Below are 15269 nucleotides of genomic sequence, written 5' to 3'. Positions count from 1 at the left end.
GCCTGCCTCTCCCCCTCCCGCGCCCGCCGCCTGATCGGCACCGTCCTGGAGCAGCTCGCCGCCCGCTGACCCCCCGAGGTCCGGGCAGCCGTCCGCGCAGGAAGCCGACTCTCGGCACGCCGCTCCGCGGCCACTCGACCAGCAGGGGGAGGAGGACGCCCTCTCCCCGCAAGGTGGAGGGCGCGTCCGAGAATCGCGTGCCAGCGATTCGAGGCAGCCCGACGCCACCCGCTCTGCGGAACGCACCCCGTCGGGAGGCCGACCGCGCTGAGCCGCGCAGGGAGCGGCTCAGAGTCGAGCTCAGCCCAGCGCTCGCTCGATCTTCTCCGTGATCTCGTTCTGGTCGAGGTAGTTGTCGATGACGACGACCTCGGCGAAGGTGCGGCCGATGCGGTCGACGAGCTCGCCGGAGGTGAGGATGACCTGCGCGTCGGCGGCGAGCGCGTCGACGGAGGCCAGGTCGGAGGCGATCACCTCGGCCTCGAGGTCGAGGGTCTCGAGGGCGCGCTCGGCGCCGAGCTTGAGGATGGCGGCGGTGCCGATTCCGGCGCCGCAGAGGGTGACGATCTTCATGCGCTTCTTCCGTGGTGCGGGTGGTGCGGGGTGCTGTCGGTGAGGACGGCGTTGATGCTGCGGAGGGTGCGGGCGGCGGCGAGGGCGCCGACCGCGTCCGGACGGCTGAGCACGTCGGCGAGCCCGGAGACGAAGCCGACGTGTCCGTGCGCCTGGGTGGCGGCGATCCCGATGACGACCGAGACCGGATCGTTGGTGCTGTGCCCGAAAGCGACGGGCTCGGCCAGCGTGACGACGGAGAGGCCGTCCGCGAGGACGTCGTTGCCGGGCCGGGCGTGCGCGAGGGCGAGCCCGGGCGCGATGACGATGTACGGCCCGAGCACGTCGACCTGCTCGACCATGCGCCGGGAGTAGGCGGCGTCCACCGCGCCGGTCCGCTCGAGAGCACGGCCCGCCTCGAGGACGGCCTCCCGCCAGGATCCGGCGGAGTGGCGGAGGGCCACCGCCTCCTCGGGAAGCGCGTCGAGCGGCACCGTCAGGCCGCCTCGAAGCCGGCGCTGATCGTCTCGACGAGCTCGCGGCGCTCGTCGAGCGGCAGGAAGGCGGCGTGAGCCGCGTTCAGCTGGAAGGCCTCGAAGTCGTCGAGATCGTACCCGAACGCGTCCGACAGGAGGGCGAGCTCGCGGCTGAGGGTCGTCGCGCTCATCAGGCGGTTGTCGGTGTTCACCGTGACGCGGAAGCCCAGCTGGTAGAGCAGGTCGAAGGGGTGGTCGGCGAGCTCGGCACCCCACGCCGCGACGGCGCCGGTCTGCAGGTTGGAGGAGGGGCTGAGCTCGAGGGCGATCTCGCGGTCCTTCACCCACTCCGAGAGCTCGCCGAGGGTCACGTAGCTCGCGTCGTCGTCCTGGCGCTCGATGCGGATGTCCTCCGCGATCCGGACGCCGTGACCCAGGCGCAGCGCGCGGCCGTCGAGCAGGGCGGAGCGGATGCTGTCGAGGCCGTCCGCCTCCCCCGCGTGCACCGTGGTCGGCAAGTGCGCCGCCGCGAGCAGCTCGAAGGCGGGACGGTGCCTCGAGGCGGGGAAGCCCGCCTCGGCTCCGGCGATGTCGAAGCCGATCGCACCGCGCTCGCGGTGGCGCAGCGCCAGCTCGGCGACCTCGAGCGAGCGGTCGGCGTGCCGCATCGCGGTGATCAGCTGGCCGACGCGGATGCGATATCCCTGCGCCGCCGCCTCCTGCACGCCCTGCTGCAGCCCCTCCTGGACCGCCTCGACAGCCGCGTCGAGCGAGAGCCCGGCGCGCTGGTGCTGCTCCGGCGCCCAGCGCACCTCGCCGTGCACGACTCCGTCGGCGGCGAGGTCGAGCACGAACTCGCGGGCCACGCGCTCGAGCGCCGGCGCGGTCTGCATCACGGCGACCGTCGTCTCGAAGGTGGCGATGTAGTCGGTGAGGGAGCCGGAGTCGGCCGTGGCACGGAACCACTCGGCGAGCGCGTCCGGCTCCTCGGCCGGGAGCGGCACGCCCGTCTCGCGGGCGATCTCGAGGACCGTCCCGGGCCGCAGGCCTCCGTCGAGGTGGTCGTGCAGCGACACCTTGGGGAGCTCGTCGATGAGGACGCCCTCGCCCGGGAGGAGGTACTCCTCGGTCTGATCGGTCACGGTGCTCCTCGCAGGTCGGCGGTGGTTCGCCGACCACCCTAGAGGGTCGGCGGAAGCGGCTCGCCGGGCGGCGCCTCCTCCGTGCCGGGCGGCGCGGGGCTAGGAGACGCGCTCCGCCACGAGGGGGCCGCCGCCGAGCACCTCGTCGCCGTCGTCGCCGATCCGGTAGGCACCGTCGAGCGCCTCGAGCGCCCGGGCGAAGCGCTCCGGCTCGTCGGCCGACAGCGTGAGCAGGGGCTGGCCCGCGCGGACGCGGTCGCCCGGCTTCGCGTGCAGGTCGATCCCCGCCGCGTGCTGCACCGCGTCGGACTGGCGGGCGCGTCCGGCGCCCAGGCGCCAGGCGGCGATGCCGAACGGCAGCGCCTGCTGCTCCACCAGGACGCCGTCGCGCTCGGCGACCACGACGTGGGTCTCGCGGGCCTCGGGGAGCGCCGCATCCGGATCCCCTCCCTGAGCGCGGATGACCGCGCGCCAGGTGTCCATCGCCGCGCCGCCGTCGAGGGCGCGCTCGACGTCCGCGTCCGGCTGCCCGGCGAGGGCCAGCATCTCGCGGGCCAGGGCCAGCGTCAGCTCCCGGACGTCCGAGGGGCCGCCGCCGGCGAGCACCTCGACCGACTCCCGCACCTCGTTCGCGTTGCCGATGGCCAGACCGAGCGGCACGTTCATGTTGGTCAGCAGCGCGGTGGTCCGCACCCCCGCGTCGTTGCCGAGGTCGACCATCGCCCGCGCCAGCTCCCGCGAGCGCTCGATGTCGACCATGAACGCGCCGGAGCCGAACTTCACGTCGAGCACCAGGGCGTCGGTCCCCTCGGCGATCTTCTTCGACATGATCGAGGACGCGATCAGCGGGATCGCCTCGACGGTCCCGGTGATGTCCCGGAGCGCGTAGAGCTTCTTGTCGGCGGGGGCGAGGCCCGAGCCCGCGGCGCAGATCACGCCGCCGACCGTCCGCAGCTGCTCCAGCATCTCCTCGTTGCCGAGGTCGGCCCGCCAGCCCGGGATCGACTCCAGCTTGTCGAGCGTTCCGCCCGTGTGGCCGAGCCCGCGTCCCGAGAGCTGGGGCACCGCCACGCCGAAGGAGGCGACCAGCGGCATCAGCGGCAGCGTGATCTTGTCGCCGACCCCGCCCGTGGAGTGCTTGTCGACCGTGCGCTTGCCGAGTCCGTCGAACCGCATGCGCTCGCCGCTGGCGATCATCGCCAGGGTGAGGTCGCGGATCTCGTCGCGCTCCATCCCGTTCAGCAGGACCGCCATCGCGAAGGCCGCCATCTGCTCGTCAGCGACGTAGCCGCGGGTGTAGGCGTCGATCAGCCAGTCGATCTGCGCGGTCGAGAGCGTGCCGCGGTCGCGCTTGGTGCGGATGATGTCGACGGCGTCGAAGTCCTCGACGGGGGTGGTGCGGGTCATGCGGGGTCCTCGGTTCGGGAGTGGGAGCGGTGACGGCGGCCCTAGGAGGCGGCGTAGGCCTCGAGCGTGCGCGGGCCGAAGGCGTCGGGGATGACCTCGTCGATCGTCTTCACGCCCGACACGGTCTGGAGGAGCATGCCCTCGGCCGAGTGCTCGAAGAGCAGCTGGCGGCAGCGCCCGCAGGGCATCAGGACGCCGCCCTTCCCGTCGACGCAGGTGAAGGCGACGAGCCGGCCGCCGCCCGTCATGTGCAGCGAGGACACCAGCGCGCACTCGGCGCAGAGCGTGAGCCCGTAGGAGGCGTTCTCGACGTTGCAGCCCGAGATCGTCCGGCCGTCGTCCACGAGCGCGGCGACCCCGACGGGGAACTTCGAGTACGGGACGTAGGCGTGGCTCATGGCCTCCAGGGCGGCCTCGCGCAGCGCCTCCCAGTCGATGTCGGTCACGACGGCTCCTCTCAGGACTTGAGGTACGGCTTGCCGGCGGCGGCCGGTCCGCGGGACTGGCCGACGAGACCGGCCACCGCGAAGATCGTCACGACGTACGGCAGCATCAGCATGAACTCGCTCGGCACGGGCGAGCCGATGACGCCGAGCACGTTCTGCAGGTTGGTCGCGAAGCCGAACAGGAGCGACGCGAGCGTCGCCTTGATCGGGTCCCAGCGGCCGAAGATGACGGCGGCCAGGGCGATGAAGCCCGCACCCGCGGTCATCTCCTTGCCGAACGCGCCGACCGCGTCGAGCGTGTAGTACGCGCCGCCGACTCCGGCGATCGCCCCGGCGAGGGAGACGTTCCAGAAGCGCGTGCGGGCGACATCGATGCCCACGGTGTCCGCGGCCTGCGGGTGCTCGCCCACTGCGCGCAGGCGGAGGCCCCACTTGGTCTTGAACAGGCCCCACCACACCGCGAAGATCGCGAAGTACATCAGGTAGACGATCACCGTCTGGTTGAACAGGACGGCGCCCACGATCGGCACCTGGCTGAGCACCGGGATCGGGAGGCGGTCGAACTTCACCGGCGAGTTGAACGTCGACGCGTCGGCGGAGAGGACCTGGGAGTAGAGGAAGCTCGTCAGGCCGGTCACCAGCACGTTCAGCACGACTCCGACGATCACCTGGTCGACCAGGTACTTGATCGCGAAGGCGGCCAGCACGAACGACACCAGGACGCTCGCGACCATCGCCGCGAGCAGGCCGAGCACCGGCTGGCGGGTGAGGGAGCCGACCATCGCCGCGGTGAAGGCGCCGGCGAGCAGCTGACCCTCGATCGCGACGTTGACGACTCCGACCCGCTCCGAGATGACGCCGCCGAGCGAGCCGAAGATCAGCGGAGTGGCGAGCCCGACGGTCCCGAGCAGCAGCCCCGAGACGGGCAGGGCGGCACCGGCCGACGCCCAGACGAGGAACCCGATCAGGAAGACCAGGGCGAAGACCGCCGAGAGCCAGAGCGGGATCCGGCGGCCGGCGCGGGTGAGCGCGGCCGACGCGACTGCCAGGGCGACCAGGAGGATCGCGACGACCACGCCCGTCCCCCGCGTCGGGAACGGGATGTCCGGCAGCGCGAAGAAGTCGGTCCCCGCGGCGAGGCGGAACGAGCTCGTCCCGTCGCGGCCGAGGGCCACGAAGAGGACGACGGCGAGCAGCGCGAAGACGCCGAACGCGATCGGCGCCTTCCAGCTGCGGATCACGACGCGGTCGGGGGCGGTGGCGACGGCGGTGCTCATGCGGACACCTCCGAGGTGCGGCGGGTGCGGCGCTTCGGGGCTGCCCCGGGCGTCGGGAGGCGGAAGATCGCGCGCACCAGCGGCGGTGCGGCGATGAAGAGGACGATCAGCGACTGGACGACGAGGACCACGTCGATCGGCACGCCCTCGGCGGCCTGCATCGAGTAGCCGCCCGCCTTGAAGGCGCCGAAGAGGATGCCGGCGAAGAACACGCCCCAGGGTCGGGAGCGGCCCAGCAGCGCGACCGTGATCGCGTCGAAGCCGATGCCCGCGTCGATCCCGGAGGTGAATCCGGTCGTGACCGTCCCCATCACCTGGGCGCTGCCGGCGAGGCCGAGCAGGCCGCCGGAGAGGAGCATCGCGTACACGTAGCTGTTCTTCACGTCGATGCCCGCGACCCGGGCCGCGTGAGGGTTCTCCCCCACCGCGCGGAACTTGAAGCCGATCGTCGAGCGGTTCAGGAGCCACCAGACGAACACGGTCGCGAGGACCGCGAAGACGAAGCCGAGCGTGAGCGAGTAGCCGGGGCCGAGGAGCGCCGGGAAGACCGCGGTCTCCTTCATCCCGGGCGACTTCGGGTTGTTCGAGCCGGGCGCCTGCAGCGCGCCGGGCGTCCGCAGGAGGTAGGAGATCAGGTAGAACGCGACGTAGTTGAGCATGATCGTGAGGATCACCTCGTGCGCGCCGGTGCGGGCCTTGAGCAGTCCCACGAGTCCGCCCCAGAGCGCGCCGCCCAGGATGCCGGCGGCGAGCGCGACGATCAGGTGCACGCCCCATGGGAGGTCGAAGGAGAAGCCGACCCAGCCCGCGCAGGCGGCGGCGATCAGCATCTGGCCGCGGCCGCCGATGTTGAACAGGCCGACGCGGAAGGCCAGCGCCACTCCGAGGCCGCCGGCGATCAGCGGGGTCGCGAAGGCCAGGGTGTCCGTCAGTGGCTTGATGCCGTTGGCGAAGCCCTCGCGGCGGAAGTTGTAGACCGAGCCCTGGAAGAGCGAGGAGTAGGCACCGGAGACGGACTGCCAGATCGCCTGCAGGGTGTCGAGCGGCCGGGCGAAGAAGTAGCCCGACGCCGCCTGGACGTCCTTGTCGGTCGCGGCGATCAGCACGCCGCCCGCGATGAGGGAGAGCAGCACGGCGAGCACCGACATCAGCGCGGTGCCGGAGAGGATCTCGCGCAGGACGCGGGAGGCGCCGCTCTCGAGCGGGCCGGTGCGCACCTCCTGATCCGGCTTCTGGCCGGGCTCGAGCCCGGACGCCTTCTCGGTCTCCGCGTCGGGATCGACCGCGGGCAGTTGCGCGTCGCTCACGCCGCCGCTCCCTTCTCGGCGGGCGTCTGCCCGGCCATCATGAGCCCCAGGACCTCGCGGGGCGTGTCGGCGGGGACGATGCCGATGATCCCGCCCTTGTACATGACCGCGATGCGGTCGGCGAGCGCCGCGACCTCGTCGAGCTCGGTCGACACCACGATCACGGGGACCCCGGTGTCGCGCGTCTCGACGATGCGCTTGTGGACGAACTCGATGGAGCCGACGTCGATGCCGCGAGTGGGCTGCGCCGCGATGAACAGCCGCAGCTCCCGGCTGAGCTCGCGCGCGAGCACCACCTTCTGCTGGTTGCCTCCGGAGAGGCGGCCGACGTGGGTGCCGATCCCCTGGGCGCGCACGTCGAACTCGCGCACCCGCTCCTCGGCGAAGCGCTCGAGCTCCTTGAGCCGCAGGCCCAGTCCCTTCACGAACGGACCGCGGTCGCTGCGGTCGAGCATGAGGTTCTCGGCGATCGTGAACTCGGCGACCAGACCGTCCTCGGTGCGGTCCTCGGGGACGAAGCCGACCCCCGACTCGAGGACGCGGCGCACGGACAGCCCGTCGAGGCGGCGCCCGTCCAGGGTCACCGAGCCCTCGACCCGCTCCTGCAGGCCCATGATCGCCTCGGTGAGCTCCGTCTGGCCGTTGCCCTGCACGCCCGCGATCGCGAGGATCTCGCCGCGGCGGACCTCGAAGGAGACGTCGTCGACGACGGCCTGACCGTTGGCGTCGCGCACGGTGAGGTTCGAGACGACGAGGGCCTCGTCGCCCGGCACCGCCTGCTCCTTCTGCACCGTCAGCTCGACGGCGCGGCCCACCATCAGCGAGGCGAGCTCGGCGTTGCTCGCCGTCGGCGACGCCTCCCCCACGACTCTGCCGAGGCGGATGACCGTGATGCGGTCTCCGACCTCGCGCACCTCGCGGAGCTTGTGCGTGATGAAGACGATGGCGGTCCCGGCCGCACGCAGCTGGCGCATGATCGCGATCAGCTCGTCGGTCTCCTGCGGGGTCAGCACCGCGGTCGGCTCGTCGAACACGAGCACCCGGGCGTCGCGCGAGAGCGCCTTGATGATCTCGACCCGCTGCTGCACGCCGACGGGGAGGTCCTCGACCAGGGCGTCGGGATCCACGTCGAAGCCGAAGCGGTCCGAGATCTCGCGCACCCGGGCGCGCGCGGCGGAGAGGTCCAGGCGCCCGCCGGCCTTCGTCTCCTCGTGGCCCAGCATGACGTTCTCGGCGACGGTGAACACGGGGACGAGCATGAAGTGCTGGTGGACCATCCCGATGCCCGCCTTCATGGCGTCACCCGGACCGGAGAAGTGCTGGACCGCGTCGTCCAGCAGGATCTCCCCCTCCTCGGCCTGGTACAGGCCGTAGAGCACGTTCATGAGCGTCGACTTGCCCGCGCCGTTCTCGCCGAGGAGGCAGTGGATCTCACCTGGTTCGACGGTGAGATCGATGTGGTCGTTGGCCACGAGCGCGCCGAAGCGCTTCGTGATGCCACGCAGTTCGAGCTTCATGGGACCAATCTAACTTTCGGTTCGCGCCACGATGCGCCGTCGGCCGGGATCGAGGGACGCAGCGGAGCCGATCGGCCCGCCGGACCGACGAAGAGGCCGGCGGGCCCGAGGTGTGCTCGGGCCCGCCGGCCTCTTCGAGGAAGCGGCTAGGACGCCGCGGGAGCGGACGGGGAGGTGACGGTGATGGAGCCGTCGATGATGCCCGCCTTGATGGTGTCGAGCTCGCCCTGCAGGTCGCCCGAGACCTTCGACTCGAAGTCGTGGAACGGCGCGATGCCGACTCCGTCGTTCTCGAGGGTGCCCACGAAGGGAGTGGGGTCGAAGTCGTCGGCTCCGGCGGAGCTGGTGACGTCGGTCGTGCCGGCCTCGATGCCCTTGAGGATCGAGGTCAGGTACAGGTCGGCGCCGTCGGGGTAGGTCTCGTACAGGTCCGCGTCCACGCCGACCATCGCGATGTCCTTGCCGGAGTCGCGGATCGCCTCGATCGCCGACTGGAAGATCGGACCGCCGACGGGGAGGATGACGTCCGCGTTCTGGTCGATCAGCGACTGCGCGGCCGACTTGGCCTCGACGCCCGCCGCGAAGCCGCCGGTGAAGGAGCCGGTCTGCGCGTCGACGTCCCAGCCGACGACCTTGACGTCCTTCCCCTTCTGCTCGTTGTAGTACTTCACGCCGTCGGCGTAGCCGTCCATGAAGATCGTGACGGTCGGGAACTGCTGGCCGCCGTAGGTGCCGACGACGCCGGTCTTGGAGTACGACGCGGCCGCGTAGCCGGCGAGGAACGCCGCCTGCGAGGTGTCGAAGGTGATCGGCTTGACGTTCGGCAGGTCGATCGACGCGTCGTCGATGATCGCGAAGTCGATGTCCGTGTTCGCCTCGGCCGCGGCCGACGTGGCCTCGGCCAGCGCGAAGCCGACGGTGATGATCAGGTTGCAGCCCTGGTCGACGAGGCTGGTCAGGTTCGGGGCGTAGTCCGTCTCGGACTCCGAGGTGACGGTCTTCGGCGTGACGCCGAGGTCCTCCGAGGCCTTCACGAGGCCGTTGTAGCCGAGCTCGTTGAACGACTTGTCGTCGAACCCGCCCGCGTCGGAGACCATGCAGGGCAGGAAGTCGCCACCGGCGGCGGCGCTGGAGCCGCTCTCCTCGGGGGCGGAGGCGCAACCGGCGAGAAGCGCGGTGACGCCGAGGGCGGCGAGACCGCCGAACGCGGCCTTACGCGAGGTGATAGTCAAGATGTCGTCCTCCAGGAATGCGGCCCCGCGCGACGAGCGCAGCAGGGCGTCGATTCCCACACGTTACCCAATGTGACAAGCCGCTCAGCCGCCCGGACGGTGGTGGTCAGGAAGAGTTACACAGTGTTGATCTTCGCGACATGCTGAGCGTGTCGCGGGGTGCGGGCGGCTGTGCTCGATTCCGAGCCGCGGAGCGGCTCGGCGCGGTCGGCTGGGCTCGATTCCGAGCCGCGGAGCGGCTCGGCGCGGTCGGCTTCGCGACGGGTGCGTTCCGCAGAGCGGGTCGCGTCGGGCTGGCCTGAATCGCTGGCACGCGATTCCGGCTCGCGGCCCTCTCCCCTGCTGCCGGATGTCGAAGGCGTTCGGAGGAGCTCCGCGCTGCGCGCGGTCGGGCTTGACGCGATGCTCCTCCATGGTGGTCGAGTTGCCGCGGAAGCGGCGGATCGAGACCCAGCCACCAGCACCCAGGGCGACGGCCGAGGCCCTCATCGAGGGTGGTCGAGTCGCCGCGCGAACGGCGGATCGGGACCGCCGCACGCGCATGAGGCGAGGGGCGGAACGGCGAAGCGCGGCGCCTCCGAGGGGAGGGCCGCGCTTCGACGGGTGGGACGGAGGGCTAGAGGACGTCGGTGCGGCCGGAGAGGCGCAGGGCGTCGACGACGCCCTTGACCTTCTGGGCGTTCTCGGTCGTGGTCACCAGGAGCGCGTCGGGGGTGTCCACGACGACGATGTCCTTCACTCCGATGAGGGCGATGGTGCGGTTGCCGCCGCTGACGACGATGCCCGTCGCGGAGTCGGCCAGCACGCGGGCGTCCTCGCCGAGGATGGCGAGGTCCGAGCGGAGTCCGCTCGAGTGCAGCTTCGCGATCGAGGCGAAGTCGCCCACGTCGTCCCAGGAGAAGTGGCCGGGCACGACGGCCAGCTTGCCCGCGGCCGCGGCCGGCTCGGCGACGGAGTAGTCGATCGCGATCTTCTCCAGGCCCGGCCAGATGCGGTCGACGACCGCGCCGCGCTCCGGGGTGTCCCACGCGGCGGCGAGCTCGAGCAGTCCGGCGAGCAGCTTCGGCTTGGCGCGGCCGAGCTCCTCGAGGAGGCGGTCGGCGCGGGCGATGAACATGCCCGCGTTCCAGAGGTACTGACCACTGGAGAGATAGGCGCGCGCGGTGTCGGCGTCGGGCTTCTCGACGAAGGAGTCGACGGCGAGCGTGTGCGTCGCCCCGTCGATCCCGAGGTGCTTCCCCGTGCGGATGTAGCCGAAGCCCACGGCAGGCTCGGTCGGCGTGATGCCGATGGTCGCGATGTAGCCCGCGTCCGCCGCGACGACGGCCTCGGCGACCGCGTCGTGGAACAGCTGCTGACCGCTGATGACGTGGTCGGCGGCGAACGAGCCGATGATCACGCCCGGCTGGCGGCGCTCGAGGATGGCGGCGGCCAGGCCGATCGCGGCGGACGAGTCGCGCGGCTCGCTCTCGAGGACGACGTTGAGGTCCTCGAGGCTCTCGAGCTGCTCCTCGACGGCGGCGCGGTGCGCGCGCCCGGTCACGACCATGATCCGGTCGGCGCCCGAGATGGGCGCGAGGCGGTCCCAGGTGTCACGGAGGAGGGTCTGTCCCGATCCCGTCAGATCGTGCAGGAACTTCGGGGCGTCGGCCCGGGAGAGCGGCCACAGCCTCGAGCCGATCCCGCCGGCGGGGATCACGCTGTAGAAGCGGTCGAGCGGGGCGCGGCCATCGGTCTCAGGTGATGTCATGTCCGCAGGATACAAGGGAGCCCGAGCGCGACCGTCCGTTCACCCGAGCGCGCGCCGCCGTTCATCCCGCCGCCGTAGCGTCCGGGGCGTGAGAGTCGCGGTCGTCACCGAGAGCTTCCTGCCGTCCTTGAACGGCGTGACCACGAGCGTCCTGCGGGTGCTCGACGAGTTCGCGAAGCGCGGGATCGAGGCGCTCGTCGTCTGCCCGGCCGCGGGGGCGCCGGGCCACTACGCGGGCCACCGCGTCGTGGAGCACCCGGCGATCGCCTACCGCGACTTCCCGGTCGGGATCCCCACGCTCGCCCTCACCCGGGAGCTGGCCGACTTCGAGCCCGACGTGGTGCACGTCGCCTCGCCCTTCCTCCTCGGCGCCCGCGCCATCGCCTCGGCCGGCCGGCTCGGGGTGCCGAGTGTCGCGATCTACCAGACGGACGTCGCGCGATTCGCGGCCCGCTACGGCATCCGCGGCGCCCGCGCCCTCGCCTGGCGGGTGATCCGCCAGATCCACGCCGGGGCGGACCTGACCCTCGCCCCCTCCACCAGCGCCCTCGACGACCTCGCCGCCGCCGGCATCGAGCGCACCGCGCTGTGGGGCCGCGGCGTGCAGAGCGAGCGCTTCCACCCGCGCCGCCGCTCCTCCCCCTACGCGCAGGCCGTCCGAGCCGGACTCGGCGCCGATGACGCGCTCGTCGGCTACATCGGGCGCCTCTCCCCCGAGAAGAGGGTGGAGCGGATGGCGGCACTCGCCTCCCTCCCGCACGCGGAGCTGGTCGTGGGCGGCTACGGCCCCTCCTCCGCCCGGGTCGCCGCCGCCCTCGGCCCGGCGGCGCGGATGCTCGGCCGGCTCGACGGCGACCGGCTGCCGGCGGTCTTCGCCGCGCTCGACGTCTTCGTGCACACCGGCACGGAGGAGACGTTCGGCCAGACGGTCCAGGAGGCGCAGGCGTCCGGCACCGCCGTGGTCGCGCCGCACGCGGGCGGCCCCACCGACCTCATCGAGCACGGCGTGGACGGCCTGCTCTACGCGCCCGAGAGCGACTCCGACCTCCGCCGGCAGGTGGAGCGCCTGGTCCGAGATCCCGCACTGCGCGCCCGGCTCGGCGAGGCGGGCCGCCGCCGCGTGCTCCACCGCACCTGGAGCGCGCTCACCGACGAGCTCCTCGCGCACTACGCGACCGCGGGGGCGCCCGCCCTCGCCCTGCCCCGCAGCTAAGGCTCGCCTAAGCCGCGCCCGCCTGCGAGCGCGCTTAGAATCGGAGGGCGAGTTTCTCGTCGCTCCCCGCCCCGTCCCCGTCCACGCGACGTGGGAACAGGTCAGGCCGTCGGAGCACAACCAGGGAGGGTTGTTCGTGTCAGTTCAAGCTGCTCAAACCCTCGCACCCCGGAAGCAGGGGAAGATCCGGCGTCCGGCCGGAACCCTGTACCGCGGTCGCGAAGGCATGTGGTCGTGGGTGCTCCACCGGATCACCGGTGTCGCCATCTTTTTCTTCCTCCTCGTCCACGTCCTCGACTCCGCTCTCATCGCCGTGAGCCCCGAGGCGTACAACGCGGTCATCGGCACGTACAAGAACCCGATCATGGGACTCGGCGAGACCGGGCTCGTGGGCGCCATCGCGTTCCACGCGCTGAACGGCCTGCGGATCATCCTGGTCGACTTCTGGAGCTGGGCGACCCGCAATCAGCGCGTCCTCTTCTGGGTCGTCATGGGCCTCTGGGTCGTGCTGATGCTCGGCTTCGCGCCGCGCCACCTGATCAACGTCTTCAGCGAGGGGGGTGCGCATTGAGCACCGTCGCCGCACCGCGGACCCCGCACACCCCGACCCGCTCCTCCGGCACCAACTGGGAGAAGTGGGGCTGGATCTACATGCGCGCCTCCGGCGTCGTGCTGATCGTCCTGATCTTCGGGCACCTCATCTACAACCTGCTGCTGGGCGACGGCATCAAGGCCATCGACTTCGGCTTCGTCGGCGGCAAGCTGGCGAACCCGTTCTGGCAGTGGTGGGACGTCCTCATGCTGTGGCTCGCGCTGATCCACGGCGGCAACGGCATGCGCACGCTGGTCAACGACTACGCGACCTCGCCCCTGCTGGCCAAGGCCTTCAAGGGCGGCATCCTCGTCGCCGTCGTCGCGCTGATCGCGCTCGGCACCTGGGTCGTCTTCGCGTTCGACCCGTGCCCCGCCGGCACCGCCGCGGACCTGCTGCCCTCCTTCTGCGCAGCGTGACCACGGTGCCGCGGATCGGAGAGGGGCCCGCGCCCCTCCCGGTCCGCGGCATCACGTCCCGGCACCTCCCCCTCCCATCCCCGTACGACGGAGCACCCACCCCGTGAGCACACCAGGCCACTCCCACACCGGCGCCGACCAGAGCGCCTTCGCGCAGACCGTCGGACCCGACGGCGTCCACTACCACCAGTTCGACGTCGTCATCGTCGGCGCCGGCGGTGCCGGGATGCGCGCGGCCATCGAGGCCGGCCCCAAGGCGAGGACGGCCGTGATCTCGAAGCTGTACCCGACCCGCTCCCACACCGGAGCGGCGCAGGGCGGCATGGCAGCCGCCCTCGCGAACGTCGAGGAGGACAGCTGGGAGTGGCACACCTTCGACACCGTCAAGGGCGGCGACTACCTCGTCGACCAGGACGCGGCCGAGATCCTCGCGAAGGAGGCCATCGACGCGGTCATCGACCTCGAGAACATGGGCCTGCCCTTCAACCGCACCGAGGAGGGCAAGATCGACCAGCGCCGCTTCGGCGGCCACACCCGCGACCACGGCAAGGCGCCCGTCCGCCGGGCCTGCTACGCGGCCGACCGCACCGGCCACATGATCCTGCAGACGCTGTTCCAGAACTGCGTCCGGCTCGGCATCAACTTCTACAACGAGTTCTACGTCCTCGACCTGGTGATGACCGAGGTCGACGGAGTGGCCAAGCCCTCCGGCGTCGTCGCCTACGAGCTGGCCACGGGCGAGCTGCACGTCTTCCAGGCGAAGGCGATCATCTTCGCGACCGGCGGCTTCGGCAAGATCTACAAGACCACCTCCAACGCGCACACCCTCACCGGCGACGGCGTCGGCATCATCTGGCGCAAGGGCCTCCCCCTGGAGGACATGGAGTTCTTCCAGTTCCACCCGACCGGCCTCGCCGGCCTCGGCATCCTCCTCACCGAGGGAGCGCGAGGAGAGGGTGCGATCCTCCGCAACGCCTCGGGCGAGCGCTTCATGGAGCGCTACGCCCCCACCATCAAGGACCTCGCGCCGCGCGACATCGTCGCCCGCTGCATGGTCCAGGAGGTGGCGGAGGGCCGCGGCGCCGGACCGCACAAGGACTACGTGCTGCTGGACTGCACCCACCTGGGCGCCGAGGTCCTCGAGACCAAGCTCCCCGACATCACCGAGTTCGCCCGCACCTACCTGGGCGTCGACCCCGTCGTCGAGCCGGTCCCCGTCATGCCGACCGCGCACTACGCGATGGGCGGCATCCCGACCAACGTCAAGGCCGAGGTGCTCTCGGACAACACGACCGTCGTCCCGGGCCTCTACGCCGCCGGCGAGTGCGCGTGCGTCTCGGTGCACGGCTCCAACCGCCTCGGCACCAACTCCCTCCTCGACATCAACGTCTTCGGCAAGCGCAGCGGCAACAACGCCGCCGACTACGCCAAGACGGTCGACTTCACCCCCCTGCCCGCCGACCCGGCCGGCGCGATCCGCGACATGCTCGCCTCGCTCCGCTCCGCGACCGGCACCGAGCGGATCGCCTCGATCCGCAAGGAGCTGCAGGACGAGATGGACAAGAACGCCCAGGTGTTCCGCACCGACGAGTCCCTCGAGGCCGTCACCGGGACCATCCAGCGCCTGCGCGACCGGTTCCGCAACATCTCGGTGCAGGACAAGGGCAAGCGCTTCAACACCGACCTCCTCGAGGCCGTCGAGCTGGGCTTCCTGCTCGACCTCGCCGAGGTCGTCGTCTACTCGGCGCGCAACCGCAAGGAGAGCCGCGGCGGCCACATGCGCGACGACTTCCCGAAGCGCGACGACGAGAACTACATGCAGCACACGATGGCGTACCTCTCCGGTGACGCCCACTCCTCCGACGCCGGTGACCACATCCGGCTCGACTGGAAGCCCGTCGTGATCACCCGGTACCAGCCGATGGAGAGGAAGTACTAG

At 71.4% G+C, this 15269-nt stretch carries 14 protein-coding genes; 4 read left to right on the top strand and 10 right to left on the bottom strand.

Annotated elements, in window-relative coordinates:
- Window positions 1–300: 300 nt before the first annotated feature.
- The 10 genes from C5C63_RS07515 to C5C63_RS07470 form a co-directional block, all read right to left on the bottom strand.
- The gene (locus tag C5C63_RS07515) at window positions 301–573 is read right to left on the bottom strand and encodes a PTS sugar transporter subunit IIB (RefSeq protein WP_104325793.1); all 273 of its coding nucleotides are present in this window, start codon (window positions 571–573) and stop codon (window positions 301–303) included.
- Window positions 570–1046: a PTS sugar transporter subunit IIA gene (locus C5C63_RS07510; RefSeq protein WP_104223177.1), complete on the bottom strand. Its 477-nt coding sequence runs from the start codon at window positions 1044–1046 to the stop codon at window positions 570–572. Before C5C63_RS07510 ends, C5C63_RS07515 begins: the two co-directional genes overlap by 4 nt.
- Window positions 1047–1048: 2 nt before the next feature.
- The gene (locus C5C63_RS07505; RefSeq protein ID WP_104325792.1) at window positions 1049–2170 is read right to left on the bottom strand and encodes an adenosine deaminase; all 1122 of its coding nucleotides are present in this window, start codon (window positions 2168–2170) and stop codon (window positions 1049–1051) included.
- Window positions 2171–2269: 99 nt separating this feature from the next.
- Window positions 2270–3577 (bottom strand): thymidine phosphorylase, encoded by a 1308-nt coding sequence (locus C5C63_RS07500; protein WP_104263199.1) that lies wholly within the window; start codon window positions 3575–3577, stop codon window positions 2270–2272.
- Window positions 3578–3618: 41 nt separating this feature from the next.
- On the bottom strand, window positions 3619–4023 hold the full coding sequence (locus C5C63_RS07495; RefSeq protein WP_104223180.1) for a cytidine deaminase: 405 nt from the start codon (window positions 4021–4023) through the stop codon (window positions 3619–3621).
- 11 nt (window positions 4024–4034) lie between these two features.
- Window positions 4035–5300, bottom strand: a complete 1266-nt coding sequence (locus C5C63_RS07490; protein ID WP_104232837.1) for an ABC transporter permease — start codon at window positions 5298–5300, stop codon at window positions 4035–4037.
- Window positions 5297–6607 (bottom strand): ABC transporter permease, encoded by a 1311-nt coding sequence (locus tag C5C63_RS07485; RefSeq protein WP_208543314.1) that lies wholly within the window; start codon window positions 6605–6607, stop codon window positions 5297–5299. Before C5C63_RS07485 ends, C5C63_RS07490 begins: the two co-directional genes overlap by 4 nt.
- The gene (locus tag C5C63_RS07480) at window positions 6604–8124 is read right to left on the bottom strand and encodes an ABC transporter ATP-binding protein (protein WP_104325791.1); all 1521 of its coding nucleotides are present in this window, start codon (window positions 8122–8124) and stop codon (window positions 6604–6606) included. The genes C5C63_RS07485 and C5C63_RS07480 overlap by 4 nt, the downstream gene beginning before the upstream one ends.
- Before the next feature lie 146 nt (window positions 8125–8270).
- The gene (locus C5C63_RS07475) at window positions 8271–9356 is read right to left on the bottom strand and encodes a BMP family protein (protein WP_104246690.1); all 1086 of its coding nucleotides are present in this window, start codon (window positions 9354–9356) and stop codon (window positions 8271–8273) included.
- A 616-nt stretch (window positions 9357–9972) separates the two neighbouring features.
- Entirely contained in the window at window positions 9973–11106 is a 1134-nt protein-coding gene (locus C5C63_RS07470; protein WP_104223184.1) for a mannose-1-phosphate guanylyltransferase, read from the bottom strand.
- A gap of 88 nt (window positions 11107–11194) precedes the next feature.
- Here C5C63_RS07470 and C5C63_RS07465 point away from each other — a divergent pair, with 88 nt between their 5' ends.
- From C5C63_RS07465 to sdhA, 4 genes are all read left to right on the top strand, one after another.
- Window positions 11195–12319 carry a glycosyltransferase family 1 protein gene (locus C5C63_RS07465; protein ID WP_181110574.1) on the top strand — a complete coding sequence of 375 codons (1125 nt, stop codon included), beginning with the start codon at window positions 11195–11197 and terminating at the stop codon, window positions 12317–12319.
- 136 nt (window positions 12320–12455) lie between these two features.
- Window positions 12456–12890 (top strand): succinate dehydrogenase, cytochrome b556 subunit, encoded by a 435-nt coding sequence (sdhC, locus tag C5C63_RS07460; RefSeq protein WP_374952907.1) that lies wholly within the window; start codon window positions 12456–12458, stop codon window positions 12888–12890.
- Window positions 12887–13330, top strand: a complete 444-nt coding sequence (locus C5C63_RS07455) for a succinate dehydrogenase hydrophobic membrane anchor subunit (RefSeq protein WP_104223187.1) — start codon at window positions 12887–12889, stop codon at window positions 13328–13330. The genes sdhC and C5C63_RS07455 overlap by 4 nt, the downstream gene beginning before the upstream one ends.
- 202 nt (window positions 13331–13532) lie before the next feature.
- A complete protein-coding gene (gene sdhA, locus C5C63_RS07450) occupies window positions 13533–15269 on the top strand; it encodes a succinate dehydrogenase flavoprotein subunit (RefSeq protein WP_244230709.1) in 1737 nt (578 codons plus the stop codon).

Origin of the sequence: Rathayibacter sp. AY1B8 (assembly GCF_002932775.1) — a bacterium.
In the GTDB taxonomy this organism is placed as follows: Bacteria; Actinomycetota; Actinomycetes; order Actinomycetales; family Microbacteriaceae; genus Rathayibacter.
Note: the sequence above shows the minus strand (reverse complement) of the source record. Positions and strands in the feature narration are given on the sequence as shown.